At 59.6% G+C, this 26,965-nt stretch carries 22 protein-coding genes; 13 read left to right on the top strand and 9 right to left on the bottom strand.

All coding sequences use genetic code 11. From position 1 onward, the window contains the following. The first annotated feature begins 60 nt into the window (after window positions 1-60). Window positions 61-1,938: a methyl-accepting chemotaxis protein gene (locus ACIGEK_RS08415; RefSeq protein WP_397492843.1), complete on the top strand. Its 1,878-nt coding sequence runs from the start codon at window positions 61-63 to the stop codon at window positions 1,936-1,938. Window positions 1,939-2,054: 116 nt separating this feature from the next. Here ACIGEK_RS08415 and ACIGEK_RS08410 read toward each other — a convergent pair whose 3' ends face one another. The 3 genes from ACIGEK_RS08410 to purU are packed head-to-tail and all read right to left on the bottom strand — an operon-like array spanning window position 2,055 to window position 3,591. Continuing rightward, window positions 2,055-2,240 carry a hypothetical protein gene (locus tag ACIGEK_RS08410; protein WP_397492842.1) on the bottom strand — a complete coding sequence of 62 codons (186 nt, stop codon included), beginning with the start codon at window positions 2,238-2,240 and terminating at the stop codon, window positions 2,055-2,057. A gap of 28 nt (window positions 2,241-2,268) precedes the next feature. Next, entirely contained in the window at window positions 2,269-2,694 is a 426-nt protein-coding gene (locus ACIGEK_RS08405) for a CBS domain-containing protein (RefSeq protein WP_397492841.1), read from the bottom strand. A gap of 45 nt (window positions 2,695-2,739) precedes the next feature. Next, complete coding sequence (purU, locus tag ACIGEK_RS08400) at window positions 2,740-3,591, bottom strand: formyltetrahydrofolate deformylase (RefSeq protein ID WP_397492840.1); 852 nt, start codon at window positions 3,589-3,591, stop codon at window positions 2,740-2,742. Window positions 3,592-3,892: 301 nt separating this feature from the next. Here purU and mvaT point away from each other — a divergent pair, with 301 nt between their 5' ends. Next, a complete protein-coding gene (gene mvaT, locus ACIGEK_RS08395) occupies window positions 3,893-4,267 on the top strand; it encodes a histone-like nucleoid-structuring protein MvaT (protein WP_397492839.1) in 375 nt (124 codons plus the stop codon). Window positions 4,268-4,369: 102 nt separating this feature from the next. On the opposite strand, the gene sbcB is transcribed toward mvaT, so the two are convergent. Beyond that, a complete protein-coding gene (gene sbcB, locus ACIGEK_RS08390; RefSeq protein ID WP_397493111.1) occupies window positions 4,370-5,800 on the bottom strand; it encodes an exodeoxyribonuclease I in 1,431 nt (476 codons plus the stop codon). 171 nt (window positions 5,801-5,971) lie between these two features. Between sbcB and ACIGEK_RS08385 the strand changes: the two genes are divergently transcribed. The 7 genes from ACIGEK_RS08385 (at window position 5,972) to ACIGEK_RS08355 (ending at window position 13,825) form a co-directional block, all read left to right on the top strand. Beyond that, complete coding sequence (locus ACIGEK_RS08385; protein ID WP_397492838.1) at window positions 5,972-6,733, top strand: hypothetical protein; 762 nt, start codon at window positions 5,972-5,974, stop codon at window positions 6,731-6,733. 103 nt (window positions 6,734-6,836) lie between these two features. Beyond that, window positions 6,837-7,559 (top strand): RDD family protein, encoded by a 723-nt coding sequence (locus ACIGEK_RS08380; RefSeq protein WP_397492837.1) that lies wholly within the window; start codon window positions 6,837-6,839, stop codon window positions 7,557-7,559. Further along, window positions 7,556-8,536: a stage II sporulation protein M gene (locus tag ACIGEK_RS08375; RefSeq protein ID WP_397492836.1), complete on the top strand. Its 981-nt coding sequence runs from the start codon at window positions 7,556-7,558 to the stop codon at window positions 8,534-8,536. The genes ACIGEK_RS08380 and ACIGEK_RS08375 overlap by 4 nt, the downstream gene beginning before the upstream one ends. After that, a complete protein-coding gene (locus tag ACIGEK_RS08370) occupies window positions 8,523-10,103 on the top strand; it encodes a DUF4129 domain-containing protein (RefSeq protein ID WP_397492835.1) in 1,581 nt (526 codons plus the stop codon). The genes ACIGEK_RS08375 and ACIGEK_RS08370 overlap by 14 nt, the downstream gene beginning before the upstream one ends. Then, entirely contained in the window at window positions 10,100-11,353 is a 1,254-nt protein-coding gene (locus ACIGEK_RS08365) for a DUF4350 domain-containing protein (protein ID WP_397492834.1), read from the top strand. The genes ACIGEK_RS08370 and ACIGEK_RS08365 overlap by 4 nt, the downstream gene beginning before the upstream one ends. Then, window positions 11,350-12,453: an AAA family ATPase gene (locus tag ACIGEK_RS08360; protein WP_397492833.1), complete on the top strand. Its 1,104-nt coding sequence runs from the start codon at window positions 11,350-11,352 to the stop codon at window positions 12,451-12,453. The genes ACIGEK_RS08365 and ACIGEK_RS08360 overlap by 4 nt, the downstream gene beginning before the upstream one ends. Window positions 12,454-12,493: 40 nt before the next feature. Next, the gene (locus ACIGEK_RS08355; RefSeq protein WP_397492832.1) at window positions 12,494-13,825 is read left to right on the top strand and encodes a DUF58 domain-containing protein; all 1,332 of its coding nucleotides are present in this window, start codon (window positions 12,494-12,496) and stop codon (window positions 13,823-13,825) included. A gap of 233 nt (window positions 13,826-14,058) precedes the next feature. Here the strand turns inward: ACIGEK_RS08355 and ACIGEK_RS08350 are convergent, their stop codons facing one another. The 3 genes from ACIGEK_RS08350 to ACIGEK_RS08340 form a co-directional block, all read right to left on the bottom strand. Further along, the gene (locus ACIGEK_RS08350) at window positions 14,059-14,796 is read right to left on the bottom strand and encodes a nitroreductase family protein (RefSeq protein ID WP_397492831.1); all 738 of its coding nucleotides are present in this window, start codon (window positions 14,794-14,796) and stop codon (window positions 14,059-14,061) included. Between the two features lie 96 nt (window positions 14,797-14,892). Then, window positions 14,893-15,375: a glutathione peroxidase gene (locus ACIGEK_RS08345; protein ID WP_397492830.1), complete on the bottom strand. Its 483-nt coding sequence runs from the start codon at window positions 15,373-15,375 to the stop codon at window positions 14,893-14,895. Between the two features lie 148 nt (window positions 15,376-15,523). Next, the gene (locus tag ACIGEK_RS08340; protein WP_397492829.1) at window positions 15,524-16,009 is read right to left on the bottom strand and encodes a peptidylprolyl isomerase; all 486 of its coding nucleotides are present in this window, start codon (window positions 16,007-16,009) and stop codon (window positions 15,524-15,526) included. Here ACIGEK_RS08340 and ACIGEK_RS08335 point away from each other — a divergent pair. From ACIGEK_RS08335 to ACIGEK_RS08320, 4 genes are all read left to right on the top strand, one after another. Continuing rightward, entirely contained in the window at window positions 15,978-16,349 is a 372-nt protein-coding gene (locus ACIGEK_RS08335) for a DUF3565 domain-containing protein (RefSeq protein WP_397492828.1), read from the top strand. The two genes, ACIGEK_RS08340 and ACIGEK_RS08335, sit on opposite strands and share 32 nt — an antisense overlap. Then, window positions 16,350-17,537, top strand: coding sequence for an acetate kinase (locus tag ACIGEK_RS08330; protein ID WP_397492827.1), 1,188 nt, complete (start codon window positions 16,350-16,352; stop codon window positions 17,535-17,537). It abuts the gene before it with no gap. Between the two features lie 27 nt (window positions 17,538-17,564). After that, window positions 17,565-19,658: a phosphate acetyltransferase gene (gene pta / locus ACIGEK_RS08325; protein WP_397492826.1), complete on the top strand. Its 2,094-nt coding sequence runs from the start codon at window positions 17,565-17,567 to the stop codon at window positions 19,656-19,658. 249 nt (window positions 19,659-19,907) lie between these two features. Next, window positions 19,908-20,813 (top strand): acyltransferase, encoded by a 906-nt coding sequence (locus ACIGEK_RS08320; RefSeq protein ID WP_397492825.1) that lies wholly within the window; start codon window positions 19,908-19,910, stop codon window positions 20,811-20,813. Between the two features lie 28 nt (window positions 20,814-20,841). Here ACIGEK_RS08320 and ACIGEK_RS08315 read toward each other — a convergent pair whose 3' ends face one another. Together ACIGEK_RS08315 and ACIGEK_RS08310 are read right to left on the bottom strand one after the other, a co-directional pair. After that, on the bottom strand, window positions 20,842-22,992 hold the full coding sequence (locus tag ACIGEK_RS08315; RefSeq protein WP_397492824.1) for a putative bifunctional diguanylate cyclase/phosphodiesterase: 2,151 nt from the start codon (window positions 22,990-22,992) through the stop codon (window positions 20,842-20,844). Between the two features lie 71 nt (window positions 22,993-23,063). Further along, window positions 23,064-26,825: a response regulator gene (locus ACIGEK_RS08310; protein WP_397492823.1), complete on the bottom strand. Its 3,762-nt coding sequence runs from the start codon at window positions 26,823-26,825 to the stop codon at window positions 23,064-23,066. Window positions 26,826-26,965 lie beyond the last annotated feature (140 nt).

Raw genomic sequence — 26,965 nt, 5'->3', positions numbered from 1 at the left:
GGAGCAATTGCCTTACATCAGCACAAGACTGATGCCAGAACTTACCGGACGCAAGAAGCCATGACCAATAACCTGAAGTTCAGCCACAAGATTCTGCTTGCTGCCTCACTGGTAGTAATCGCCGCATTCTCATTGTTCACCCTGTACAACGATTACCTGCAGCGCAACGCCATCCGCGATGATCTGGAAAACTATCTACAGGAAATGGGTAATGTCACCGCCAGCAACATCTCCAACTGGCTGTCGGGACGCATCCTGCTGGTGGAAAACGTCGCCCAGTCAGTCGCTCGCGACCCATCCAATGAAGCCCTGACCGGCCTGTTGGAGCAAAAGGTCCTGGCCTCCACATTTGTGTTTACCTACCTGGGCAGCGCCGACGGCAGCTTCACCATGCGCCCGGACGAGGAAATGCCCGCTGATTACGACCCACGCCAGCGCCCTTGGTACAAGGACGCCATGGCTGCAGGTGGGAGCACCCTGACCGAGCCCTATGTAGACGCAGCGACCAAAGAGCTGATCATCACCATCGCTACCCCCGCGAAAGCAACCGGGGTTATCGGAGGAGATTTAAGCCTCAACACCCTGGTCGAAATCATCAACTCGCTGGACTTTGCAGGAATGGGTTATGCCTTTCTAATCAGCGCTGACGGTAAGATCCTGGTGCACCCGGACAAGTCCCTGGTGATGAAGAACATCAGCGAGGTCTACCCGCAAAACACCCCACGGATCAGCGGCGAGTTCAGCGAAGCGGAACTCAATGGCGAGACCCGCATCCTCACCTTTGCCCCGGTCAAGGGCCTACCTTCGGTCAACTGGCATGTTGGCCTGTCCATCGACAAGGCCAAGGCCTATTCGATGCTCAGCGAGTTCCGCGCCTCGGCGATCGTCGCCACAATCATCGCGGTTGTGCTGATCATGCTACTGCTGAGCATGCTGATCAGCGTGCTGATGCAACCGCTGAATGTCATGGGTAAAGCAATGGAAGATATCGCCCAGGGCGAAGGTGACCTGACCAAACGCCTGACCATTCAGTCCAATGACGAATTCGGCCGCCTGGCTAGCGCGTTCAACCAGTTCGTCGAACGTATCCACAGCTCGATCCGCGAAGTGTCGTCAGCCACCAGTCAGGTCAATGAAGTAGCGAAACTGGTGGTCGGCGCGTCCAACTCGTCGATGATCAACTCTGACGAGCAGGCCAGCCGCACCAACAGCGTCGCCGCTGCGATCAACGAGTTGGGCGCTGCCGCCCAGGAGATCGCGCGCAACGCAGCCGACGCATCGAATCAGGCTTCCGATGCACGTCATCTGGCTGAAGACGGTCGCCAGGTTGTAGAGAAAACCATACTGGCGATGAATGAGTTGTCGGGCAAGATCAGCGCCTCCTGCGGCAATATCGAAACCCTCAACAGCAAAACGGTGAATATCGGGCAAATTCTTGAGGTCATCAAAAGCATCTCCCAACAAACCAACCTGCTGGCACTCAACGCCGCCATTGAAGCAGCGCGCGCCGGTGAGGCCGGCCGTGGGTTCGCCGTGGTTGCCGATGAAGTACGTAACCTCGCCCACCGCACCCAGGAGTCGGCACAGGAGATCGAGAAGATGATCGAGGAGCTGCAGGTCGGCTCCCGCGAATCGGTCACCACCATGACCGAAAGCCAGCGCTACAGCGAAGAAAGCGTGGAGATCGCCAACCAGGCCGGCGCGCGTCTGAGCAGCGTGACCGAGCGCATCGGCGAGATTGATGGCATGAACCAGTCAGTGGCCACTGCTACCGAGGAGCAGACCTCGGTAATCGAATCGCTCAACGTCGACATTACCGAAATCAACACCCTTAACCAGGAAGGCGTGGAAAACCTCAATGCCACCCTGCGTGCCTGCGGCGATCTGGAACAACAAGCCAGCCGACTCAAGCAACTTGTCGACAGCTTCCGCATTTAACAAATGCGTAAAAAGCTGGGAGCCATTTTTAACGTCGCGTAGCGACGGCCCGCAAGGGTGGCCGCCATGGATGGCAAGCCATACAAACAAAAAGGGCGCTCAGTGAGCGCCCTTTTCTATTTCTGCTTATCGCTGTCCGTTGCCGACTGTTCGTCTTGCTGCAACTGTCGCCACAGCTCAGCGGCATCGGCAAATTCGGTACCGTCCTCAGGGGTCATTGCCTGTGGGTCATAACGCTGCGTGCAGCCTTCCCCAAGCACAGGTGGCGCGCTGGATGAACCACGGTCGAGCGGATCCGTCATAACACCTCCAAATACACCTCGCAGCCTTTCAGTTGAGCGCCAGGCGACCTTCATCATGCTGGGCGAACTCCTTGACCGCACGCAGAACATCGCTGCGACTGACCTGACCGATCAGGCGGCCCTCTTCGACCACCGGCAAACGCCGACGTCGGCCGCGCAGAAAGCGCTCGGAGATTTCAATAATGTCCGCCTCAGGCGAAATCACTTCCACCTCAGTGGTCATGTAGGCGCTGACATCACCACCCGCCGACTCGTAATAAGCCCCGGAAAGAATGCCACGCAAGCAATCGCCCTCCGACAACAAGCCCACCAAGTGCCCTTGCCCATCGACCACCGGCGCACCGGAAATACGGTGTTCAAGCAGACGGTTGATGGCGGTGAACAGGTTCATTTCAGGACGAAAAGTCACCAGGTTGCGGGTCATGTAATCACGTACTTTGATTGACTTGAGCATCAGTAAATCCCTCTGTCTGTACTGAACCGAACCGCAACATGCACCTCAGTCGAACACCACCGTCTTGTTATCGTGCACCAGCACTCGGTCCTCTAAGTGATAGCGTAGACCACGCGACAGCACCATCTTCTCCACATCCTTACCCAGGCGAACCATCTCTTCGATGCTGTCGCGGTGACTGACGCGCACCACGTCCTGCTCAATGATTGGCCCTGCATCCAGCTCCTCGGTCACATAGTGCGAAGTCGCACCAATCAGCTTGACCCCACGCAGCGATGCCTGGTGATACGGCTTAGCTCCGACAAACGACGGCAGAAAACTGTGGTGAATATTGATGACGCGCTGGGAAAATTCCGCACAGAGTGGTGCAGGTAGAATTTGCATATAACGCGCCAACACAATCACATCGGCCGCATGGGCTTTCACTAGGCGCGCCACTTCATCAAATGCCGGTTGTTTATCCTGTGGGTTGACCGGCACATGGAAGTACGGAATAGCATGCCACTCGACCATGCTACGCAGGTCGTCGTGATTGGAAATCACGCAGGGGATATCGCAATCCAGTTCATCGCTGTGCCAGCGGTGCAGCAAATCGGCCAGACAATGCGACTCTCGACTGGCCATCAGTACCACGCGCTTCTTCTGCGCCGAATCGGTAACCCGCCACTCCATGGAAAACTCACGGGCAATCGGCGCAAAGGCCTGACGGAAACCATCCAGATCAAATGGCAGTGAGTCAGCACGGATCTCGTGACGCATAAAGAACCAACCACTCTGATTATCCGAGTGATGGCTCGCCTCGGTAATCCAACCGTTATAGGTGGCCAGAAAGTTACTGACCTTGGCCACGATCCCGACCCGGTCCGGACAGGCAATGACCAATCGAAAAGTACGCATCAACGGCTCCAGCGCTCAGATAAAGTCGGCCATTCTAGTCACAGTCAGAAAAAACTGCAGTACTCAAACAGCACTTGCCAGCGTAGCAATAGCGCAAGATCGAACAGTTACAGCCAGGTAAATAGAGCAAACACCGCAGCCCTAACAGGTGAATAACCAGGTATGTGCAACAGACAAAATACTCAACAAGTTACTGAACAATACAATTCATAAAAAATACCGATAAAGCGGTTTACTTGTGAAAAGTGCCTGACTACTATTGCTATCACTTAATCGCCAATCCCGAATACAGGTACCCAACATGTCGTTGATCAACGAATATCGCGCCACCGAAGAAGCTATCAAAGAACTGCAAGATCGCCTGAAGAACCTGTCGCAAGACGACAAACTGAAAAAAGAACTGGAATTCGAAGGCAAACTACGCGCACTGATGGGTGAATACCAGAAGTCGCTGCGTGACATTATTGCCATGCTCGACCCGGACGCTAAAGGCGGCAAAGCCACCCGCGCCACCAAAACCACTGGCACCAAGCGCGCACGCAAAGTTAAGCAGTACAAAAACCCGAACACCGGCGAAGTTATCGAAACCAAAGGCGGCAACCACAAGACTCTGAAAGAGTGGAAAGCCAAGTGGGGCGGTGACGTCGTTGAAGGCTGGGCTACCCTGCTGGGTTAAGCCTGCCGCGCAAGCGACACAGCTCTAAATAAAAACGCCAGCGATGCTGGCGTTTTTTATGGGCACTACTTCAACGGCGCAATCAGCATTTATCCTCACAAATTACAGGGCATAACGCTGGCGTAACTGTTCTGCATAATCACGCCATTCCAGCAAGATAGCTTGCTGCTCCGCGCCAACATCAGGAAGTACCGCGGCAAGGGCCTGACTGAACTGCTCCAGAGTATTCGGCGCACCATATTCGGGCTGACTCAAACGCTGTTGGCAGAACGTCCACCAACGTTGTTGCTCTTCAGCATTCAGGCTCGCGGCAAAGTTGCGTGCGCGGTAACGAAACAACAACTCTGGCAAACGCCCATCATCAAATGGCCAAGCCGCCTCGCCCAAATGCTCCGGCTCGGCACGCCGCACCTGCTCACACAAGCGGCGATCACGATCACCAATAAAGCCATCGTATAACTGCTGCTCCGGGTCTTGATTGGCAGCGAATTGCTCCTCGGCATACACCTGCGCAAGTTTGTCCTGCCACACACCTGGACTACCGCGCAGTTTTTCAGCTTGCGCCTGATAAGCCGGCACATCGAGTTGCAGGCGCTGAATATCTTCCGCACGCAATACATTCATCGGCGCAACAACCGGGCAACGATTGATATGCAGCAACTTCAATGGCACTGGCAACTCACCCTCGGCCAACTGATCGCGGCGCGTGTACAGGCGCGTGCGCAATGTCTCTGCGGACTCATTGAGCAGCGGCGATATATCAGCCTGTAAATCGCAGACGATCAGCGCATTGCGGTTACGCGGATGCCAGGCCAACGGCAACACCACCGCCAGATAATGCCGTGCCCCGGCATAGCGCCCGGATATATGCACCAACGGCTGCAACAGGCGTATTTGATCCTGCACCCGTTGCTTGCTGCGCAGTTGATACAGGTAGTCATAGAGTTTGCGCTGCTTGCTGCGCAGCAAGCGCGCCAAGGCGATGGTCGCCCGCACATCGGACAGCGCGTCGTGGGCCTGGCCATGCTCAATGCCATTGGCGGCGGTCAGGCGCTCCAACTTGAGCGTCACCCGGCCCTCTTCTTCCGGCCAGACGATGCCTTCCGGGCGCAATGCATAGGCCGTGCGCACCAGATCGATCAGATCCCAGCGGCTATTGCCGCCCTGCCATTCACGGGCATAGGGGTCGAAGAAATTGCGGTACAGGCTATAACGCGTCACCTCATCGTCGAAACGCAAGCTGTTGTAACCCACCCCACAGGTGCCCGGCTGCGAGAGCTCAGCATGCACGCGACCCATAAACTCAGCCTCGTCCAGGCCATGCTGCGCCAGCTTGCTCGGGGTAATCCCGGTTACCAGACACGCCGCCGGATGCGGCAGGATGTCATCGCTAGGCTGACAGTAGATATTCAGCGGCTCAGCGATCTCATTGAGGTCTTCATCGGTGCGAATCCCCGCTACCTGTAGCGGCCGGTCGCGCCGTGGGTCAATACCGGTGGTTTCGTAGTCGTACCAAAAGAGGCTGGAAGTCACTGTCATGTCCTGATGCTGAGGCGCTGGCAGTCTACCACCCTGTAAGCATCACGCAGACAAGCGCAGAACCTTGCGCCAGCGCACGCCACGCGTGGTGCCTGTGCCTTGTAGGGCACCCTGGCGGCGGCTAAAGTGGGAGGCTTGAACAACCACTCTGCACAAGGACGCCCCATGAGTGACATCAACCCCAACAACCCCTACGCAGCACCTGCCAGCGCACTGCAGGAAACACCACGCGACAGCCAGGTGCCAAGCATCGAAGAAGCCTTGAGCCGTGGCTATGACTTCAACATCAGTGACCTGCTCAGCGAAGCCTGGCAACGGGTAAAAGGCACCAAAGGCATCATCATCGGCGGTTTTCTGGTGTTCTACGCCGTGCTGCTCGCAGCGTCCTTTCTAATTGGTGGGTTCTTCGGCCTGCTGGGCGTAGTCAGCGAAAGCCCGATGCTCGCGGTAGTCGCCGAACTGGTAATCGGCATTCTGGCCTCAGCCCTGGCTTATCCCTTTATGGCCGGAATCAATATGATCGGCATCCGTCGCGCCGCCGACCAACCGATCAGCTTCAATGACATCTTTAGCCACTTCGGCCGCACCGTGCCGCTGGTGATTACCGCCATCGTCAGCATGCTGCTGATCTATCTCGGCATGTTTCTGCTGATCATTCCCGGTATGTACCTGGCCATCGCTTATATGCTGGCCATCCCGCTGGTAGTGGAGCGCGGCTTGACGCCATGGCAAGCCCTGGAAGCTTCGCGCAAGGCGATTACTCAGCACTGGTTCAAGGTCTTCGGCCTGTTCTTGCTGCTCGGTCTGATCACCGCTATCAGCGCCATTCCGCTGGGGATCGGCCTGGTCTGGACCATTCCATTGTTCGTTATCGCCATGGGCGTGCTCTACCGCACCATCTTCGGCGTATTGCCCGCACCGCAATAATCCTCACTATAAATAGCACCGCTGCGCCGGCTCAGATCATTGAGCCGGTTGCTTCCCTGCCTGCTGCTGGCTAGCATCGGGCTTTCCTCGACGCAGTCTGCCGATGTTGCCCACGCCAACCCCTGCTTCAGTCGCCGCTCGCCCGCTGCTGGATACCCGCTATAAGGTGGAAACACCGGAAGGCATCGACCTGATCCTGCGCCCCGCGGGTGTAGTGCCGCGCGCGCTGGCATTCAGTATTGACCTGCTGATTCGCGGTGCGCTACTTGGCGCACTGTTTGCTTTACTGGCGCTGCTCGGCCAGTTCGGGATGGGCCTGGGCACCATCCTGCTGTTTCTCGTGACCTGGTGGTACATGGTGCTGTTTGAAGTGCTCAACCAGGGTCGCTCACCCGGCAAGCAGATGATGGGCCTACGCGTGATTCATGACGACGGCACGCCGATTGGCTGGGCCGCCTCATTGACACGTAACCTGCTGCGCTTCGTCGACATCCTGCCGTTTGGTTACACCCTGGGTATTCTCAGCTGCCTTAATCATCCGGCCTTCAAGCGCTTGGGCGATATCGCCGCCGGCACGCTGGTGGTCTACCGTGACAACGCCCCGGCAGCTCCAGAGCTACCGCAGGCCGAAGCCCTGCGTGCACCGTTCAGCATGAGCCTGAGTGAACAGCGCGCCCTGCTCAGTTTTGCCGAGCGCACCCAGAGCCTGTCCAGCGCACGGCGACAGGAGCTAGCAAGCATTCTTGCCGAACCATTGCAGGTATCCGCCGAACAGGCTGAACAGCAGATCCACGGTATTGCCCGTGGTTTGTTGGGGCCGACATGAAACAGAGCCTGTTTGAAAACCAGCACCAAGCGGACTGGCAAACCTTCAACACGCAACTCGAAGCCCTTGAGCGTGGCAAGGCCGATAGCCAGCAGTGCAAGGCTTTTGCCGCCAACTACCGCAGCCTGTGCCAACACCTGGCCCTGGCGCAGAGCCGTGGTTATAGCAGTCACCTGATCGAGCAGTTGCAGCTGCTGGCCATGCGCGGCCATCAGCAGTTCTATCGCCATCGCAGCCCACTGGGGGGGCAACTGCTCGGGTTTATCCTGGCCGGTTTTCCGCGCCTGGTCCGCGCCGAATGGCGCTTTGTCGTCGCCGCCAGCCTGCTGTTCTTTGGCAGCCTATTGCTGATGGGCACGCTGGTGTATCACTTCCCCGACCTGGTCTACGGAGTAATGGCTCCCGACCAGGTTGGCGAGATGGAAAAAATGTACGACCCTGACGCCAGACGCATCGGTCGTTTCAGCGAACGCGACTCCGGCGATGACTGGATGATGTTCGGCTACTACATCATGAACAACATTGGCATCGCCTTTCAGACCTTTGCCAGTGGCCTGCTGTTTGGTCTGGGCAGCCTGTTCTTCCTGCTGTTCAACGGCCTGATGATCGGTGCAGTGGCCGGCCACCTGACGCAGATCGGCTATGGCGAAACCTTCTGGTCGTTCGTCGTTGGCCACGGCGCATTCGAGCTGACCGCCATTGCTCTGGCCGGTGCAGCAGGACTGAAACTCGGCTGGGCGCTGCTGGTACCAGGCCGCCTGCCACGTGGCGAAGCCTTGCGCATAGCCGCCGGCAGCAGCGTGCGGCTGGTCGGCGGCGTGATCGTATTTCTGCTGTTGGCGGCTTTTATCGAGGCCTATTGGTCATCCATGAGCCTGGCCAGTCCCGCGATCAAATATGCAGTCGGCGGCGCACTTTGGCTGCTGGTACTGGCCTATCTGCTGTTGGCTGGCCGAGGTGTGCATGCGCCTGACTGATGCCAGCGTAGTCATCCGCCCGCGCAGCGCCTGGGAAGCCGTCGACCTCGGCGTGTTGTTGGCCAAACAACACGCTGCCCTGCTGATGGCCAGCTGGGCGCTGGTGACCGTGCCGATATTTGCCCTGCTGTGCCTGCTGCTGTGGGATTACCCAAGCATTGCCCTGCTGATTTTCTGGTGGTTGAAACCAGCCTATGAGCGCCTGCCGCTGTATATCCTCTCACATGCCCTGTTCGGCGCTACGCCGAGCCTCAAACAAGCGCTGAAAGCCCTGCCTGGGCTGCTCAAACCGCAACTACTGGCCAGCCTGACCTGGCGCCGGCTAAGCCCCACACGCAGCTTCGACCTGCCCGTCATGCAGCTGGAAGGCCTTTCCGGCAGGGCGCGCAGCCAGCGCCTGATCGTCCTCGGCCAGCGTGATGCAGGCGGCGCCAGCTGGTTGACGGTAGTCGGTATGCACCTAGAAATGGCGTTGTGGTTCGGCATCATCAGCTTGTTCTACATGCTGCTGCCGGCACAGATAGAGTTGGACTGGAGCTGGAGCAGCCTGATCAACGCCGCTGCGGGCGAATGGCTATGGCTGGAGCACCTGTCCAACCTGAGCTATGTCCTGCTGCTGATTCTCTGGGAACCAATCTATGTAGCCTGCGGCTTCACCCTTTACCTGAACCGCCGCACCGCCCTGGAAGCCTGGGACATCGAACTGATCTTCCGTCAGTTACGCCAGCGTCTGACCGGCGTGGCCTATGCCCTGCTGCTGGGCTGCGGCCTGTTGCTGATGCAGCTGCCAAACAGCGCCATGGCCGCCGCCAGCAGCTGCCCGCTGCCGATTGAAGATCCCATGGGGCCGCAGGCCGAGCGCCTGCTCAAGCAACCGCTGACCAGCGCGGAGGCCCAGCAGAGCATCAGCCAATTGCTCGACCAGCCACCCTTCGAACACCGCGAAACGGTCACCCGCTGGCGTCTCGGCGACGAACCCAAGGAGACCAAGGAACCGAGCGAGGAAGACGCTAAAGCACTGATCGAGCTGCTGGAAAATTTCTTCAAACTTACCGAGTTCTGGAAAAGCATCGATGCTGTGGCACTGTTCTTCGAGGTGCTGCTGTGGGCTGCATTGTTCAGCCTGATCGCCTGGCTGCTGTGGCGCTACCGCGACTGGCTGAGCGCCTTTGCCGGGCGCCTGCGCTTGCCGCAAGCGCGCACCTATCAGCCGCCAGAACAGCTATTCGGCCTGGAAGTGGCACCACAAAGCCTGCCAGCAGATATCCCCGGTGAAGTCGAGCGGCTCTGGGACGAACAGCCCCGCGCCGCCCTCGGCCTGCTCTACCGTGCCCTGCTCAGCCGTATGCTGCATGAACAACGCCTGCCGCTGAAGAGCTCGCACACCGAAGCCGAAGTACTGCAGCTGGTAAATGCGCTGCAGCAGAAGAACCTCAGCCATTTCAGCCAGGACCTGACTCGTCATTGGCAGAACCTCGCCTATGGCCACCGCCTGCCACCAGCAGCGCTCAAGCAGGGTTTATGCCATGCCTGGCGGCAACTGTTCGAGCAAGGAGCGCAGGCATGAACCGGCGCATCCAGTTTTTCCTCGGCGCGGGTCTGCTGCTGGTGCTCGGTCTGCTCGGCATTTATCTGCTGGGCAAGCTCACGCCTTATCAAGAAACGCTCGAACATGGCCCTGCCCCCGAGGCTCGTGCCAACCCTTATCTGGCTGCCGAGCACTTCCTGCGTAAGCAAGGCCTGCAGGTGCAACGCGCCGATGGCCTGGAGGTCATGAAAGACCTGCCGAGCGCCGGACAAACCCTGCTGCTGCTCGGTGACCGTAACCGCATGACACCCAAACAGGCCGAACGCCTGCTGGCCTGGACCGCCAAGGGCGGCCACCTGCTGTTTGTTGCCGAGCGGCTGTGGGATGAAGAAGAAGGCAAAAGCGGCGATCTGCTGCTCGATAGCCTTGGCATCCAGCAATACGAGAGCGAAGAACTCGATGAGGACGCCAGCGAAGCGACGGATGAAGAGGCCTCTGCAGAGAGCGAGCACGACTCCGAGCAACAAGCCGGGCCCATTCAGGACGAAGAGACCCCGCTCGCTGCAGACGATGACAACGCCTACCCGGAACTGACTCAGCTCTACCTGGAAAATGAAGAGGCGCCGGCCTATTTCAACTTCGACACCGACTTCCATCTCTACGATTCCGAGAACCGCGCCCACGCCTGGGCCAACAGCGATGCGGCCACGCACCTGCTGCAGCTCTACCATGGCGATGGTTTGATCAGCGTGGTCAGCGACAGCTGGATCTGGCAAAACCAAAGCATCAGTGACTACGACAACGCTTGGCTGCTCTGGTACATGACCCAGGACAGCCAGGTGACTCTGCTCTACCGCGCCGACCGCGATGACCTGTTCAGCCAGCTGCTCGAACACTTCCCGCAGGCACTGGTCGCCCTGGCGCTGTTGCTGGCATTCGGTCTATGGCATCTGGGCATGCGCCAGGGGCCGCTGCTGTTGCCTGCCAGCCGCAATCGCCGACAACTGCAGGAACACCTGCGTGGCAGCGCCGACTTCCTCTTGCGCCACAACGGCCAGCACAGCCTGCTGCAAGGCTTGCAGCAGGACATTCAGCGCCGCGCCCGCCATCGCCACCCCGGTTTCGAACGCCTCGCGGTGGCCGAGCAATGGCAGATCCTTAGCCGTCTGACCCGCCAGCCTTCCAGCGTTATCAGCCAAGCCATGCGGCCGTTGCCCAAGCAGCGACTGGCCGCCGCCGACTTCACCCGCCAGGTCGCCAACCTGCAAACCCTCAGGAATGCCCTATGAGCGAAAACACCCCAGAACAGCCGGAAAGCGAAATCGAACCTGCTGTCGTAACCCCCGAGCCCGCCACCGAGGCACCGGCCGCGGCACCCGCTGCGGCACCAGCGCCAACTGCCCCGGCAGCCGCTGTGGCCAATCCGAATGCTCAGCGTCAACGCGCCAGCCAGCTGGCTCAGGCGCTACGCGCTGAGTTGCAGAAAGCCCTGATCGGCCAGACGGCGGTTATTGACGACGTGCTTAGCGCGCTGATCGCCGGCGGCCACGTATTGGTCGAAGGCGTTCCCGGCCTAGGTAAGACCCTACTGGTTCGCGCTCTGGCGCGCTGTTTTGGCGGCGAGTTCTCGCGCATCCAGTTCACCCCGGACCTGATGCCCAGCGACGTCACCGGCCACGCCGTGTACGACCTGCAAAGCGAGCAGTTCAAACTGCGCAAAGGCCCGGTGTTTACCAACCTGCTGCTGGCGGACGAAATCAACCGCGCCCCGGCCAAAACTCAGGCGGCACTGCTGGAAGTGATGCAGGAACGCCAAGTCACTCTGGAAGGCCGCGCGCTAAATGTGCCACTGCCGTTTATGGTTCTGGCCACGCAGAACCCGATCGAGCAGGAAGGCACCTACCCGCTGCCGGAAGCCGAGCTCGACCGTTTCATGCTCAAACTACGCATGGACTACCCCGAGCAGAGCGAAGAGCTGAACATGGTTCGCCAGGTGGCGCGTTCGAGCAAAGCCGACATGCTTGAAGTCACGCCGCTGCGCACCCTGTTGCAGGCCCGCGATGTCCTCGCGCTGCAGAAGATCGCCAGCGACCTGCCGATTGATGAGCAAGTGCTCGACTATGCCGTGCGTATCGCCCGTGCAACGCGCACCTGGCCAGGCCTGGCCATCGGCGCCGGCCCGCGCGCCTCGATTGCCCTGGTACGCTGCGGCAGGGCCCGTGCACTGCTGCGCGGTGGTGATTTCGTCCTACCAGATGACATTAAGGGCTGTGCCCTGGCCGTGTTGCGCCACCGCGTAAGGCTGTCACCGGAGCTGGATATCGAAGGGCTGTCGGTGGATCAGGTGCTGCAACAGCTGCTCGACCAGGTTGCGGCTCCGCGTCTATGACCCACCCATGGAAAAAGCCCGCAGCGCAAGGCGCAACGGCATGAAACCCTCACGCACGCTACTGACGCTGCTGGCCGGCATGCTCGTCCTAGGCATTGCGCTGGGCATCTGCAGTGCGTTGGCCATCGCCGTGCCGCGCAGCTTCACCCCGATTTACTGGGGCCTGCTGCTGGTTTTGCTCGGTCTGACGCTGATCGACGCCCTGCTGCTGCGCCAAGTGCCCTCGCCGCGCATCGAGCGCCAACTACCCGGTAATCTGCCGCTGGGACGCTGGAGCGAAGTGCGGCTAAATCTGCACCACAGCTACAACCGTGCGCTGCAGGTAGAGGTATTTGACCACCTTCCCGGTGACATGGCCTTCGAGCACCTGCCGCTCAAGGTTGACCTGCACCCCGGCGAACAGACCCAGGTCAGCTACCGCGTGCGCCCGCTACTGCGTGGGCATTTTCATTTACCTCAGTGCGAAGTCAGCCTGCCCAGCCCCATGAGCCTGTGGTGCGCCCGCCGTTATCTACCAGTAGTCGGTGAGACTCGCGTCTACCCAGACTTCGCCCGCCTGTACGGCGCGCAATTGATGGCCGTGGATGACTGGCTCAGCCAACTTGGCGTACGCCAGCAGCAACGCCGTGGCCTGGGCCAGGACTTCCATCAGCTGCGTGAATTTCGCGACGGCGACACCTTGCGGCAGATCGACTGGAAGGCCACCGCGCGCAAACGCACGCCAATTGCTCGCGAATACCAAGACGAACGCGACCAGCAGATCATCTTTTTACTCGACTGCGGCCGACGCATGCGCAGCCAGGATGGTGAGCTGTCGCACTTCGACCACGCACTCAATGCCTGCCTGCTGCTCAGTTATGTAGCGCTGCGCCAGGGCGATGCGGTGGGCCTGTCGACCTTTGCCGGTGAGCAGAACCGCTTCCTTGCTCCGGTAAAAGGCCAGGCGCAGCTAAATGTGCTGCTAAACGCCCTGTACGACCTGCGCAGCACTCAGCAACCCGCAGATTTCACCGCCGCAGTGGAAAACCTGCTCAGCCGCCAACGCCGCCGCGCCTTGGTGGTATTGGTGACCAATCTGCGTGATGAAGATGATCAGGCGCTGCTCGGTGCGGTCAAACGCCTAAGCCGCCAACACCGCGTGCTGGTCGCCAGCCTGCGTGAGGAAGTGCTGGACACCCTGCGCCACACACCGGTGCAAGACCTGTCCAGCGCCCTGGATTACTGCGGCACCCTCGATTATCTGAATGCCCGCGCCGGCCTGCACGAACGCTTGATAGCCCACAAGGTGCCGGTACTGGATGCGCGTCCTAGCGAGCTAGGGCCGCAGTTGGTGAGCAGTTATTTAGCCTGGAAAAAAGCCGGCGTACTTTAAGGGTCCAGCCAGGATCTGCTGCGCGTCGGCCCTACTGCGTTAAAAACAGGCTCAGCAAGCCGCTGGCGGCTAACGCGCTTTAGCGCGACCCGAAGGGCGAGTGAAACGAGTTATGCTCATGTACAAAAGTACACTCCGCTTCCTCGCCGTTTTGACCAGCCGGAGGCTGTTACTACGTAGCGCCTTGCAGGACTCTAGCTCGCGAGATCCGAAACTGTTTCGCGAGCAATAACCTATAGCCACGTCACGTGCTGCTCCAACGGAAAACGCAGGCGCGGGTTATATACGCCCCTCTCGTCCTGCTTGCCCACCGCCAGCAACATGATCGGTAAAGCCTGGTGTGGGATATCGAGAGTCTTGCGCAGGCGCACCTCATCAAAACCTTCCATCGGGCAAGTGGCATAGCCATGACTCTGGAAGGCCAGCATCAGGTTCTGTGCCGCCAACGCCGTGGATTTCACCGCCCAGATACGCATCTGCGCGCGGCTGTTGGGCGCGCGCATCAACGGCTTGCGCCAGGCCGCCACGCGCAGCAGCTGACGCTTGAATAACCCAAGCAGGCCAAATGGCCCCTGGTTGTACTGAAAAGGCGCAGTCTTGTTGTAGAAGCTGCGAATCCGTGCCGGCACCTGCGGCTCCGGCCAGTAATCGATGATGTTCTGGCAAGCCTGTTTCCAGGTGTCCGGCCGCGCCAGCACGACAATAATCAGCGGCGCTTTGGCGGCGTTCTGGCTCATGCACACCGGGTGCAACCGCGCCAACAACGCTGGGTCGCGAATTACCTGAAAGCTCCAGGGCTGCAGATTGCAGGAGTTGGGCGCGAGCACCGCCAGCTCCAGGCAATCACGCACCACCTCATCAGGTACCAGCTCATCGGTAAAGCGGCGAACCGCGCGGCGACTCTCGATCAACTCACGCAGCGCAGCAGGGGTGGCGGGGGAAATGGCAGTGTCAGCGGGAAACAGGCTCATCGGGGACATCCTCGGCAGATCAGCCGATTAAGCCGCGATGCCTAGCTGCGAACAAGCCGTGTACCGGCTTAGTCCGCAGCCTTGGCGCAAATGACCTTAACCTAAAGCCTTTTCGATCGCCTGAATGATGCTGGGATCATCCGGTGTGGTACGCGGAGAGAAACGCGCCAGCACACGGCCGTCGTGACCGACGAGGAATTTCTCGAAATTCCAGGTGATATCGCCAGGAAACTCAGCGCCCTCGCCCGCTAGCAGGCGGTACAGCGGATGGCGCTCCGGCCCGTTCACCTCAAGTTTGCTGCCCAAGGGGAAAGTCACGCCGTAGTTGAGGCTGCAAAACTCGCGAATGGCTTCTTCGCTGTCGGGCTCCTGCTCGGCAAACTGGTTGCACGGCAGGCCCAGTACGCTGAAACCCTGATCTTTGTACTGCTGATAGAGCTTTTCCAAGCCGGCGTACTGTGGCGTCAGGCCACACTTGGAGGCCACGTTGACCACCAACACCACCTGCCCCTTGAAGGGTGCCAGCGGCAGTTCCTGGCCATCCAGTGCACGCAGGTTGAGGTCGTGAAAGGCACTCATGGGTAACTCCTTGAGAACACACAGGTTACGTATGGCGGACAAAAAAGGCGCCTATCTGAAGGCGCCTTTCTTCTTTTGCAGCTTAGCAGTCGAACCAGCGGTTGATACGACCATAAGTCGACTCGCGGCTCTGACATAAGGCTAAACCTTAGTGGTGATGACCACCTTCACCGTGGATATGGCCATGCGCAACTTCTTCTTCGCTGGCATCACGCACGCTGACAACCTTGACCTTGAAGTGCAGGCGCTGACCAGCCAGGGGGTGGTTGCCGTCAACGATCACATCATCGCCTTCCAATTCGCGGATGGTAACGATCTGCATGCCGCCGTCCGGGCCCGAGGCATGGAACTGCATGCCGACTTCCAGTTCATCAACACCTTCGAACATCGAACGGTTGAGGGTGGCTACCAGCTCAGCGCTGTATTCGCCGTAGGCGTCTTCAGGCTCAACTGCAACGTCCAACTCGTCGCCAACCTGCTTACCCAGCAGGGCTTTTTCCAGACCGCCGATGATATTGCCGGCACCGTGTAGATAAGCCAGCGGCGCGCCGCCTGCGGAACTGTCGATCACCTCACCGGCATCGTTAGTCAGGGTATAGTCGATGGAGACGGCCTTATTGGCGGCGATCAGCATGGGGCGAGACCTTTTGCTTGGAAATAAAGAGCGTGCAAGTTTACCCAAGGGCACGCGCGAAAGCGAACCGGACACAGACGGACGGCCAGGCGCGGCTTTAGTACGCGTGCTTGATTTTCGTCAGGATGAGCACGGCCATTGGGTGGCAGTATTGTCCTGCGGCCATACTCAGCACCTGCGCCACCAGCCGCCCTGGCAGAATCGCGCCTGGGTGCTGGATGCCGAGCAACGCCAGGCGCACGTGGGAGAACCTTTCCTGTGCGGCTGGTGCGCGGCTGAAAATGGCGCACGCGAGGCGATGACAGAGCGCCCGAACCAAGATTTGAACAAGGAGCGGTAAATGCCCGCACGCAATATTCTGGTGATCAACTGCGGCAGTTCATCGATCAAGTTTGCCCTGATTAACGAAGACCAAGATGCCTTTATCCTCAGCGGCCTGGCCGAGCGCCTGGGCAGCCCCGATGCACAAGTCCTCTGGCAGCAAGGCGACAGTAAAGACAGCCTGATCCTGCCCCATGCCGACCACCGCGCCGCCCTCGCTCAGATGTTGCCACTGGTGCAGGCTGCCGCTGGTGGCCAGTTGCACGGCATCGGTCATCGTGTGGTACATGGCGGCGAACACTTCACCGCAGCCTGTCGCCTGGATGCGCTGAGCCTCGCCGCGATTAGCGCCACTGCACCGTTGGCACCGCTGCATAACCCGGCCAACCTGCAGGGTATCGAAGCGGCGATCAAACTGTTCCCAACCCTGACTCAGGTGGCGGTATTCGATACCGCGTTTCACCAGACGCTGCCCGAACACGCCTACCGCTATGCTCTGCCCGACTCTCTGTACCGTGAGCACGGCGTACGCCGTTATGGCTTCCACGGCACCAGCCACCGTTTTGTCAGCCAACGCGCGGCGGAAATGACCGGTCTGCCGATCAACGCCAGCAACTGGCTGGTGGCGCACCTGGGTAACGGCTGTTCAACCTGCGCCGTTGTCGATGGCCAAAGCCGCGACACCAGCATGGGCCTGACGCCGCTGGAAGGCGTGGTGATGGGCTCCCGCAGCGGTGACGTCGACCCCAATCTGCACAGCCACCTGGCGCGCACCTTGGGCTGGAGCCTGGAACAGATTGAAAACATGCTTAATAAAGACAGCGGCCTGCTGGGCCTGTCCGGCATGTCCAACGATATGCGTACCCTGGAACAGGCCCGCGAACAGGGCCATGCCGGCGCCACCCTGGCCATCGAGGTATTCTGCTATCGCCTGGCCAAGTCCCTGGCGGCCATGAGCTGCGCCCTGCCGCAACTCGACGGGTTGATCTTCACCGGCGGCATTGGTGAGAACTCGGCGCTGATCCGCAGCAAGACCATCGCCCACCTGAAATTACTCAACCTGGCCCTCGACGACCCAGCCAACGCCCGCACCGTGCGCGGCGCTGCCGGCCCGATCCATGCCCAGGGCCACCCACGCGTGCTGGTCGTACCGACCAATGAAGAACGACAGATTGCCCTCGATACCCTGGCGCTACTCGAAGCCTGATCGTCACCTGACTACTACGGAGCGCGAATGCACACTTTCTTTATTGCCCCCACCGGTTTCGGCGTCGGCCTCACCTCAATCAGCCTGGGCCTGGTCGGCGCCCTGGAGCGGGCCGGCCTCAAGGTCGGCTTCTTCAAGCCCATCGCACAGCCACATCAGGGCGATATGGGGCCGGAGCGCTCCAGCGAGCTGATCGCCCGCACCCATGGCCTGCACTCGCCAAAACCACTGGCCCTGGCACATGTCGAGCGTATGCTCGGCGACGGTCAACTGGACGAGTTACTGGAAGAAATCATCAGCCTTTATCAGCAGGCCGCTGAAGGTAAAGACGTGGTAATCGTCGAGGGCATGGTGCCAACACGCCAGGCCAGCTATGCCGCACGGGTCAACTTTCACCTGGCCAAGAGCGTGGATGCCGAGGTGATTCTGGTCTCTGCGCCTGAGCAGGAAAGCCTCAGCGAATTGAGCGACCGGGTGGAGATCCAGGCCCAGCTGTTTGGCGGGCCAAAAGACGAGAAAGTGCTCGGGGTGATCCTTAACAAGGTGCGCAGTGACGATGGCATCGAAGCCTTCGCCACTCGCCTGAAAGAACTTTCGCCGCTGCTCAAGGGCGATGACTTCCGCCTGCTCGGCTGCATTCCCTGGCAGGACGAGCTGAACGCGCCGCGCACCCGTGACATTGCCGATCTGCTCGGCGCACGGGTACTGAATGCTGGTGATTACGAACAGCGGCGCATGCTGAAGATCGTGCTCTGCGCCCGCGCGGTGGCCAACACCGTACAACTACTCAAGCCAGGCACCTTGGTCGTCACGCCAGGGGATCGCGACGACATCATCCTCGCCGCCAGCCTGGCCGCGATGAATGGCATGCCGTTGGCCGGCCTGCTGCTGTGCAGCGACTTCGCCCCCGACCCACGGATCATGGAGCTGTGCCGTGGCGCACTGCAGGGAGGCTTGCCGGTGATGACGGTGAGCACTGGCTCCTACGACACGGCGACCAACCTCAACCGCCTGAACAAGGAAATCCCGGTAGACGACAAGGAGCGCGCGGAAACGGTCGCCGACTTCGTCGCCAGCCATATCGACCATGAATGGCTGTTCGCCCGCTGCGGCACACCGCGCGAGCTGCGCATGTCGCCGCCGGCGTTCCGCTATCAGCTGGTGCAACGCGCCAAGGCGGCGAACAAGCGCATCGTTCTGCCGGAAGGCAGCGAGCCACGCACCGTGCAAGCCGCTGCCATCTGCCAGGCGCGCGGTATTGCCCGCTGCGTTCTGCTGGCCAAGCCGGAGGATGTTCACGCGGTGGCGCACGCCCACGGCATCGAATTGCCGGAAGGGCTGGAAATCCTCGACCCGGACCTGATTCGCGAACGCTATGTCGAGCCCATGGTCGAGCTGCGCAAAGGCAAAGGACTGAACGCGCCGATGGCCGCCGCGCAACTGGAAGACACCGTGGTGCTGGGCACCATGATGCTTGCATTGGATGAAGTCGACGGGCTGGTGTCCGGGGCAATCAACACCACCGCCAACACCATTCGCCCGGCGCTGCAGCTGATCAAGACCGCGCCTGGCTACAAGCTGGTGTCGTCGGTGTTCTTTATGCTGCTGCCCGATCAGGTGCTGGTCTATGGCGACTGCGCGGTAAACCCAGACCCGAGCGCGGTGGAGCTGGCAGAAATCGCCATACAAAGTGCGGCTTCGGCCAGCGCCTTCGGCATCACCCCGCGGGTGGCGATGCTCAGCTACTCAACTGGGGACTCCGGCAGCGGTGAAGAAGTCGAGAAAGTTCGCCAGGCCACCCGCCTAGCGAAGGCCATTGATCCAGACCTACTACTCGACGGCCCGCTGCAATACGATGCAGCGGCGATTGAAAGTGTCGGCCGGCAGAAAGCTCCCGGCAGCCCGGTCGCGGGCCGCGCCACAGTATTTATTTTCCCCGACCTGAATACCGGCAATACCACCTATAAAGCGGTACAACGCAGCGCCGATTGCGTTAGCGTCGGGCCGATGCTGCAGGGCCTGCGCAAACCGGTGAATGACCTGTCGCGCGGCGCGCTGGTCGATGACATCGTCTACACCATCGCCCTGACCGCGATCCAGGCCGCCAACCTGCCGCAGTAATGCACAGCCAGGGCCGGCCTGAGGTCGCCCTGGCCGGGCAAAAGTGCTAACAGGCTGGTAAAAATCCGCGAAACGCAGCGATCACCAGCGTTTCGAAAGGCTTGCAGTTCGATGCACAGGCGTTAACCTGTGCGCCGACCGATCTGTGGTGGAAAACCACAGGCATAGATAAGTCGGGGCATCAGGCGGTGAGCACCTACGCCATAGTTCTCACCAGAACTACCCCATTTCTTGGAGGCACCTGCCCCAATGCTGCATTTCCTGCCTGCTCCACTGCGCGGCCTGCTTGCTGGCTTGCTGCTCGCACTGAACACCCTGATTTGCTGCTGGCCTTTGTTCATCGGGGCTCTGCTCAAATTTCTGCTGCCTATTCCAAAGGTACAACGCACGCTGCGCTCTGCCATGCATGCGACTGCCGAGTTCTGGATTTCCACCAACAAATTCTGGATGCATCTGGTTGGCAATACTGAATGGAATGTTGAAGGACTCAAGGGCTTCGATAAGCAGCACTCGTACCTGGTGACCAGCAACCACCAGAGCTGGGTCGATATTCTGGTGCTGCAATATCAACTGAACCGACGTATTCCGTTTCTCAAGTTCTTCCTCAAACAAGAGTTGATCTGGGTACCGGTGATTGGTCTGTGTTGGTGGGCGCTGGAATTCCCGTTTATGAAGCGTTTCAGCAAGGAATACCTGGCCAAGCACCCAGAGAAGCGCGGCCAGGACCTCGCCACCACCCGCAAGGCCTGTGCACGCTATAAAACTAACCCCGTATCGGTGTTCAACTTTCTCGAAGGTACGCGCCTTTCAGCGACCAAGCACGCGCAGCAGCAGTCCCCCTTCAAGCACCTGCTCAAACCTAAAGCAGGCGGTATTGCCTTCGTTCTGGATGCTATGGGCGAGCAGCTGCACAGCCTGATTAATGTCACCATCCACTATCCGCAAGGCATTCCGGGCTTCTGGGATTTGCTCTGCGGGCGCATCCCTGAGGTGGTGGTACGCTTGGATGAAGTGCAAATTCCCAAGGAATTTATCGGTGGTAACTACGACCAAGACGATGCCTACCGCCTGCAATTCCAGCAATGGGTCAACCAGCTGTGGCTGGATAAGGATGCGCAACTCGACGAGCTAAAACGGCGCTATCCCGCGCGCTAAGTCGCGAACCCCGCAGCCTCAAGCCCGCCTAGCCAGCGGGCTTTTCATTGGGCAACGGCAAGTTGTGCCAATCCAGCTGCGAAGGGAAAGTTTTGATCTGCTCGGCGTTCAGCCCTGGTGCGACCAGAAAGCCCTGCATGATTGCGCAGTTATGCGCCGCCAACCAATCGCGCTGAGCCATGGTCTCTACACCCTCGGCGATCACTTCCAGCCCCAGATGACGGCCCAGGTCGATGATGGTACTGACCACCGCAGCGTCACGCGGCGAGTCAAGCATATTGGCAATAAACAGGCGGTCGATCTTCAGCGTATCCAGCTCGAAATGGCGCAGGTAGGCCAGCGACGAGTAGCCGGTACCGAAGTCATCAATGGCGATCTTCACGCCCAGTTTGCGTAGCTGGCGCAACTGCTCCTGGCTGGTTTCCAGGTCCTGCATCAGCGCACTTTCGGTGACTTCCACTTCCAGTTGCTGAGGGTTCAGCAGGTGCTCTTCAAGCACCCGACGCAGGTCTTCAACCAGCTGCGGCATGCCGAACTGCACCGGGCTGACATTCAGGCTGAGCACCAGTTGATTCCCGTACTGCTGGCTCAGCTGTTGGCATTTTTCTATCCCCGTCTGGAAGATCCAGCCGCCCAGACGGTTGATCAGGCGAGTCTCTTCCAGCAACGGAATAAACACCCCGGGTGCCACGGTCCCGGCAACCCGGTGCTGCCAGCGCAGCAAGGCCTCGAAACCACGCAGACGCCCGGTTTCCAGATAGATCTGCGGCTGATAGACCAGCACAAAGTCATCATTTTCAATGGCATTACGCAGGCTTTCCTCAAGCATCAGCCGTGAGCGCGCGCGGCCGTTCATTTCCTGGGAGAAGAAGCGGTATTGCTGGCGACCGGTGCGTTTGGCCTCGTACATGGCCATGTCTGCAGCGCGCAGCAAGCCTTCCACGGTTTGCCCACACTCAGGGAAACAGGCTATGCCCACGCTCGCGCCCAGGGTTACCTCGATGCCGTCGAGGTTATGCCGCACCGACACCTGCTCAATCAGTTTTTCGGCGATGCGTGCGGCGTCTTCCGGGTGTTCCAGGCTATCGAGCAAGGCGGTGAATTCATCGCCGCCAATCCGCGCCAGGCGGTCATAGGGGCGCAGGCTAGCCTTAAGCTGTTCGCCAACCAGCTTGAGCAAGCGGTCGCCAACATCGTGACCGAGTGAATCATTGATGCGCTTGAAGCCATCCAGATCGAGATAGAGCACCGCCATGCGCTGACCGCTGCGATTGATCCGCGACAACGCCGACTCCAGCGCCTGATAGAAACCACGGCGGTTGAGCAGACCGGTCAAAGAATCGGTAATCGCCTGCGACTCCAGTTGCTGATGCAGATGGCGCACAACCGACATATCCAGCGCCATCACCACCATAGCGTGTTGCAGCCGCGGTAAGGGTGAACAGGACAGAGCCACCGGCACCTGCCCTCCATTCAAGGTGCGTAGGCTGGCATCGTGTAGGCGATAAGATTCACCGCGGCGCCATTGCAGGTAAAACTCGGACAGACGCCAGTCGCTGGTGACTTGCGGGCTGACCAGATAGGAGAGCATTTCACTGCCTTCCAGATCGCTGATCGAGCCTCCAAGCATGCGCGCCATCGCCGGATTGGCGAAATTGATCCGGCCATCTTCACCCACCACCATGATGCCTTCGGCGGCGTTATCCAGCACCGAGGCATTGAAGGCCCGCGCCGTGTCTAGTTGCTGAGTCAGTTGCAGCAGCTCGCTGCGGTTACGCTCATGCTCAAGTAGGGCATGAATCTTATGGCGTAATACGCTGGTATCGAACGGCTTGAGCATAAAGTCCACCGCGCCGGTGGCGTAGCCCTTGATCACCGATTCCTGGGTCTGCGCGATGGCGGACACGAAGATGATCGGGGTGTAGCGAGTACGCGGGTTGCCGCGCATCAGCCGGGCGACCTCGAAGCCATCCATGTGCGGCATTTGTACATCCAGCAGCACCAGGCCGACGTCCTCTTCGAGCAGACACTGCAAGGCGGCCTCGCCTGAGTCGACACAACGCAGTTGCCAGTCGCCCTCCTCGAGCAGGGCTTGCATGGCCACCAGGTTTTCCGGTCGGTCATCCACCACCAGCAAAATCTGCGTACTGGGTACGCTCTTCAGCTGCACATGTGCCATAACTCCTCCCTTGTCCCTGGCGAGCGCCTTGCGACTCCTGTTGCGGTTGAGGGTAGCAGCCCACAGCAAAACTACTGCGATGGGGCGACAGATGTGCCGACATATGGCTCGGCAGTGGCGAGCCAGCGCACCAGCAGTTCAAGCAAGGCCTCGCGGCTAACCGGTTTGGCCAGGTAGTCATCAGCACCGGCGGTGATGCACTTCTCTCTGTCGCCTTTCATCGCATGGGCAGTCAGGGCGATGATCGGAATGCTGCAGCCGTGCTCGGTTTTGAGCAGCCGGGTGGCGGTGTAGCCGTCCATAGTCGGCATGGCCATGTCCATCAGGATCAGGTCGAACGGCTCACGCTCATATGCATTGATTGCCTCCTGACCGTCCTTGGCCGAACTGATGATTAGCCCCACCTCGTCAAGCAAAGCGGTCAGGGCATAGACGTTGCGTACATCATCATCAACCAACAGCACGCGCCGTCCTTGCAATGGATTCGTAACCCTCGGCATTTCTGCAAGGCCGGGATCAAGCACACTGCCGAGAAAGCCCTGCACCGCCTCGCTCAATGCGTGCATATCCTCACCATGTTTGTGCACCACCACTGCGCTGTAACGGCGCAGGCGCTGCAAAGCCTGGCGGGTGACATCGACACCGGTGTTGACCACCACGCGCGTGCCCTCCAGCGGGCGCTGCCGGTTGAAATTTTCCAGTAACTCAAAACCATCTTGGTCAGGCAGGTCGAGATCGATCACCAATGCATCGAACATACCGTTGGCGTAGGCCTGCTGTGCTTCATCGGCACGCGCGCAGGCGTGCACATCGAAGCCCAGTTGCTGCAGGTGCTCACGGTAATGCTCGCGCTCAACTTCCACATCCTCGACCAGCAGCAGGCGTTGCTCCGGCTGCTGGTTCATCTGCTGCAGGTCGATAAACACCTGTTCCAGGTCTTCCCGCTGGATCGGCTTAACCAGGTAGCGCGTGCCATCATCATTCCAATCCACCGGTTGCGGTACACAAGAGATGATATGTACCGGGGTGCAGCGGTGGCTGGCCTGGCTGCGCAGACGGCGGAACAGCTGCCAGCCGCTGATATCGGGCAGCAGAATATCCAGGATCACTGCGCTGAAGCGCTCACTTTGCAGCAGGTTGAGCGCTTGCTCCCCAGAACGGCAATGCACGCTGGCAAAGCCATGTGCATGGGCCTCCTCGGCCAGTACCGCAGCAAAACTCATATCGTCCTCGATAATCAGCACCAGCGGGCCGTCACCACTGCGTTGCGGTGCTTCGGCAATCGGCTCCGTCTGGCTATGAGTATAGGTTTGCGCCACCACCTGCACCGGCAGCTGTACGGTAAAACAGGAGCCCTCGCCCGGCGTACTTTGCAGGCTGATCTCACCGTCCATCGCAAGGACCAGCTGACGGGTAATGGCCAACCCCAGCCCAGTGCCACCGAAGCGCCGACTGGTGGAACCATCAATCTGCTGAAAGGCCTGAAATATCTGCTCATGCTGCTCGGGAGGGATGCCAATACCGCTGTCGCGCACGCTGAAATTGAGCAGCTCATAGCCCTCCTCCGGCTCGCCACTGGCGCAGGAGACCGTCAAGCTGACTTCGCCATGCTCGGTGAACTTCAGCGCATTGGACAGCAAGTTGCGCAGAATCTGTTGCAGGCGGATGCGGTCCGTGTGAATCACCCGTGGCACCCCGGCCTCTAGCTGGGTATGCAAGCGCAGGCCCTTGATCTCGGCCATTGGCCGCAAGCTGGCATCCAGTTCGACCAGAATGTCCTGCATGTTCAGGGGTTCGAGTTTGAGCTGCATGCGCCCGGATTCGACCTTGGCCAGATCCAGTACATCATTAATCAACTGCAGCAGGTCGCTGCCGGCACGGTGCACGATATCGGCGTGCTTGGCCTGCTTCTCGGTCAGGTTACCGGCACTGTTCAAGCGCAACTGGTCGCTGAGAATCAGGATGCTATTAAGCGGCGTGCGCAGCTCATGGGACATATTGGCCAGGAACTCGGACTTGTAACGGTTGGCCAAAATCAGCTGATCAGCCTGATCACGCAGGCGCTGTTCGGCGGCCTTGCGTTCGCTGATATCGATGATCACGGCTTGCACCAGTGCGTCATCACCGCCACGGATCGGCGACAAGCCAACCTCAAGCGGGATCAGCGTACCGTCGCGGTGCTGGCCAAATAGTTCACGGTTATTACCCATACGCCGCGGCTCGGGATTGCTCTGGTAACCCTGACGCATGGGCACATGACTGCCACGCAAAGCTGTAGGCAGAAGAATCTCCACAGGCTGCGAGAGCAACGCCTCACGGCCATAACCGAACAGCTGCTCAGTCTGGCGGTTAACCATGGCAATACAGCCTTTGTTATCGACCAGCACAATGGCATTGGGCGAAGCTTCGACGACCAGGCGAAAACGCTCTTCGGCGCCTTTTCGAGCGCGCAGGTCGATCAGGTTGATCAGATAATTGACCTCACCAGAGTCGCCCAGCACGCTCAGGTTCAAAGTCACCGGCACTTCTTCGCCAAGATCACGTCGCGCCAGGTATTCGTTGGACAGCTCGGAGGTGTCGAGATCAATCGCCAGCGCGCTGAGTTGCTCGACGCTCGGCAAAAAACGTTTGACCCGCTCACCAACCAACCCCTCGGGCGTCGAGTCGAGCAGGTCGGCGGCGCTGCGGTTAGCCATCTCGATCCGGCCCTGGGCGTTGCACAGCAACGTCGCCACCGGCAGCCGCTCGACCAGCAGGCGGAAGCGTTCTTCGCGCTCACGCAATTTGTTGGTGGCCAGGTGGTTGGCATGCATCTCGCGCTCACGCAAATACAGGTATCCACCAACCAGCAAGGCCAGCAGGGTCGCAGCCACCAGGCCGACCCATAAACTAATGCCACCACGGCTGGACAAAACCGCTTCATAGGCTGGTGTACTGCTCACCTGCAACACCCAGTTGCGCCCATACAAGGGTAATTCCAGCTCATGCTGAAAGCGTGGCTGCAGGGCAACACCATGCGCTTCGGCGCTTAGCAAAGGGGTTTTCAGGGCCTGCTGATCCTTGATCACCACATCGAAGCGCTGGCTCTGCACACCGAGAATGCCTTCCATCAAGTCACGGCTGCGAAACGCACCGTGCACCATGCCAAGAAAGGCTGCGCGGCGCTCTTCGGCAGTGCTCTGCGGCATGCTGGGCTGGTACACCGGCAGGAACAGCAGCACCCCGCCCGGCGCATTGGCCTCAGTTTCCTGGCGCAGAGTGACGGGCGCACTGAGAATCGCCTGGCCCGTGTCGATGGCCTGCTCAACTGTGGCGCGCCGCACGTCCTCGCTGAGCAAGTCAAAGCCCAACACCCGGCGGTTACGCCAATCCAGCGGGCTGATGTAGTCGATCAACAGGTAATGCTCACGCGCCCCGGTGGGAAATGCTCGATAGTCGGCACGCCCCTGGCTCTGCTGCGAAGTCAGGAAGGCATCAAGCTGCTCGGCGCGCAGATAACTCGACCAGGCCAGGGCCAGGATGCCTGGGTAGAGGTCCTGTAGCTGCAGCTGATCAATGGCTCGATCCCATTCAGTCAGGGAGACATGATCACTACCGGTCATCAAACCGGATACACCACGCAGAACCATTTCATAGGCGCGCATGCGGCTTTTCACACGTTGGCCGATGTCCTGCGCCTCCAGCTCGAAGCGCTGCTGGTTCTGCTCGCGCTCATGCTGCTCGAAGACCTGCCACTGCCAGACAATCAATGCCCCCAAACCAAGCGACAAGGCCAGGGTGACCCACAACGGCAGCCAGGGTTTACGCGAGCTAGAAACAGGCCTGTCGTCCATGATCTCTCCAGTTTTCATCCATGTCTGGCGCATACAGCGCGCCGATGCGGCAGGGTTATTGGAACCACTGCCAGCAGTCTAGTCATGATTTGAACGCCCGACCGAGTCTAAATTGCAGGCAGAAAAAAGCCGCGTATTCG

It is taken from the genome of Pseudomonas sp. NPDC079086, assembly GCF_044542155.1.
Lineage (GTDB): Bacteria > Pseudomonadota > Gammaproteobacteria > Pseudomonadales > Pseudomonadaceae > Aquipseudomonas.
The sequence above is the reverse complement of the archived record's forward strand: the minus strand, read 5'-3'. Positions and strand labels throughout refer to the sequence as shown.

Coding starts and splice junctions, on each gene's coding strand:
- ACIGEK_RS08315 (WP_397492824.1), bottom strand. CDS start 22,992: ATGGCACATGTGCAGCTGAAGAGCGTACCCAGTACGCAGATTTTGCTG.
- ACIGEK_RS08415 (WP_397492843.1), top strand. CDS start 61: ATGACCAATAACCTGAAGTTCAGCCACAAGATTCTGCTTGCTGCCTCA.
- ACIGEK_RS08330 (WP_397492827.1), top strand. CDS start 16,350: ATGCCCGCACGCAATATTCTGGTGATCAACTGCGGCAGTTCATCGATC.
- ACIGEK_RS08370 (WP_397492835.1), top strand. CDS start 8,523: ATGCGCCTGACTGATGCCAGCGTAGTCATCCGCCCGCGCAGCGCCTGG.
- ACIGEK_RS08340 (WP_397492829.1), bottom strand. CDS start 16,009: ATGCTGATCGCCGCCAATAAGGCCGTCTCCATCGACTATACCCTGACT.
- ACIGEK_RS08345 (WP_397492830.1), bottom strand. CDS start 15,375: ATGAGTGCCTTTCACGACCTCAACCTGCGTGCACTGGATGGCCAGGAA.
- ACIGEK_RS08335 (WP_397492828.1), top strand. CDS start 15,978: ATGGAGACGGCCTTATTGGCGGCGATCAGCATGGGGCGAGACCTTTTG.
- ACIGEK_RS08410 (WP_397492842.1), bottom strand. CDS start 2,240: ATGACGGATCCGCTCGACCGTGGTTCATCCAGCGCGCCACCTGTGCTT.
- pta (WP_397492826.1), top strand. CDS start 17,565: ATGCACACTTTCTTTATTGCCCCCACCGGTTTCGGCGTCGGCCTCACC.
- ACIGEK_RS08385 (WP_397492838.1), top strand. CDS start 5,972: ATGAGTGACATCAACCCCAACAACCCCTACGCAGCACCTGCCAGCGCA.
- ACIGEK_RS08375 (WP_397492836.1), top strand. CDS start 7,556: ATGAAACAGAGCCTGTTTGAAAACCAGCACCAAGCGGACTGGCAAACC.
- ACIGEK_RS08365 (WP_397492834.1), top strand. CDS start 10,100: ATGAACCGGCGCATCCAGTTTTTCCTCGGCGCGGGTCTGCTGCTGGTG.
- ACIGEK_RS08355 (WP_397492832.1), top strand. CDS start 12,494: ATGAAACCCTCACGCACGCTACTGACGCTGCTGGCCGGCATGCTCGTC.
- ACIGEK_RS08405 (WP_397492841.1), bottom strand. CDS start 2,694: ATGCTCAAGTCAATCAAAGTACGTGATTACATGACCCGCAACCTGGTG.
- ACIGEK_RS08380 (WP_397492837.1), top strand. CDS start 6,837: ATGTTGCCCACGCCAACCCCTGCTTCAGTCGCCGCTCGCCCGCTGCTG.
- ACIGEK_RS08350 (WP_397492831.1), bottom strand. CDS start 14,796: ATGAGCCTGTTTCCCGCTGACACTGCCATTTCCCCCGCCACCCCTGCT.
- ACIGEK_RS08310 (WP_397492823.1), bottom strand. CDS start 26,825: ATGGACGACAGGCCTGTTTCTAGCTCGCGTAAACCCTGGCTGCCGTTG.
- ACIGEK_RS08320 (WP_397492825.1), top strand. CDS start 19,908: ATGCTGCATTTCCTGCCTGCTCCACTGCGCGGCCTGCTTGCTGGCTTG.
- mvaT (WP_397492839.1), top strand. CDS start 3,893: ATGTCGTTGATCAACGAATATCGCGCCACCGAAGAAGCTATCAAAGAA.
- ACIGEK_RS08360 (WP_397492833.1), top strand. CDS start 11,350: ATGAGCGAAAACACCCCAGAACAGCCGGAAAGCGAAATCGAACCTGCT.
- purU (WP_397492840.1), bottom strand. CDS start 3,591: ATGCGTACTTTTCGATTGGTCATTGCCTGTCCGGACCGGGTCGGGATC.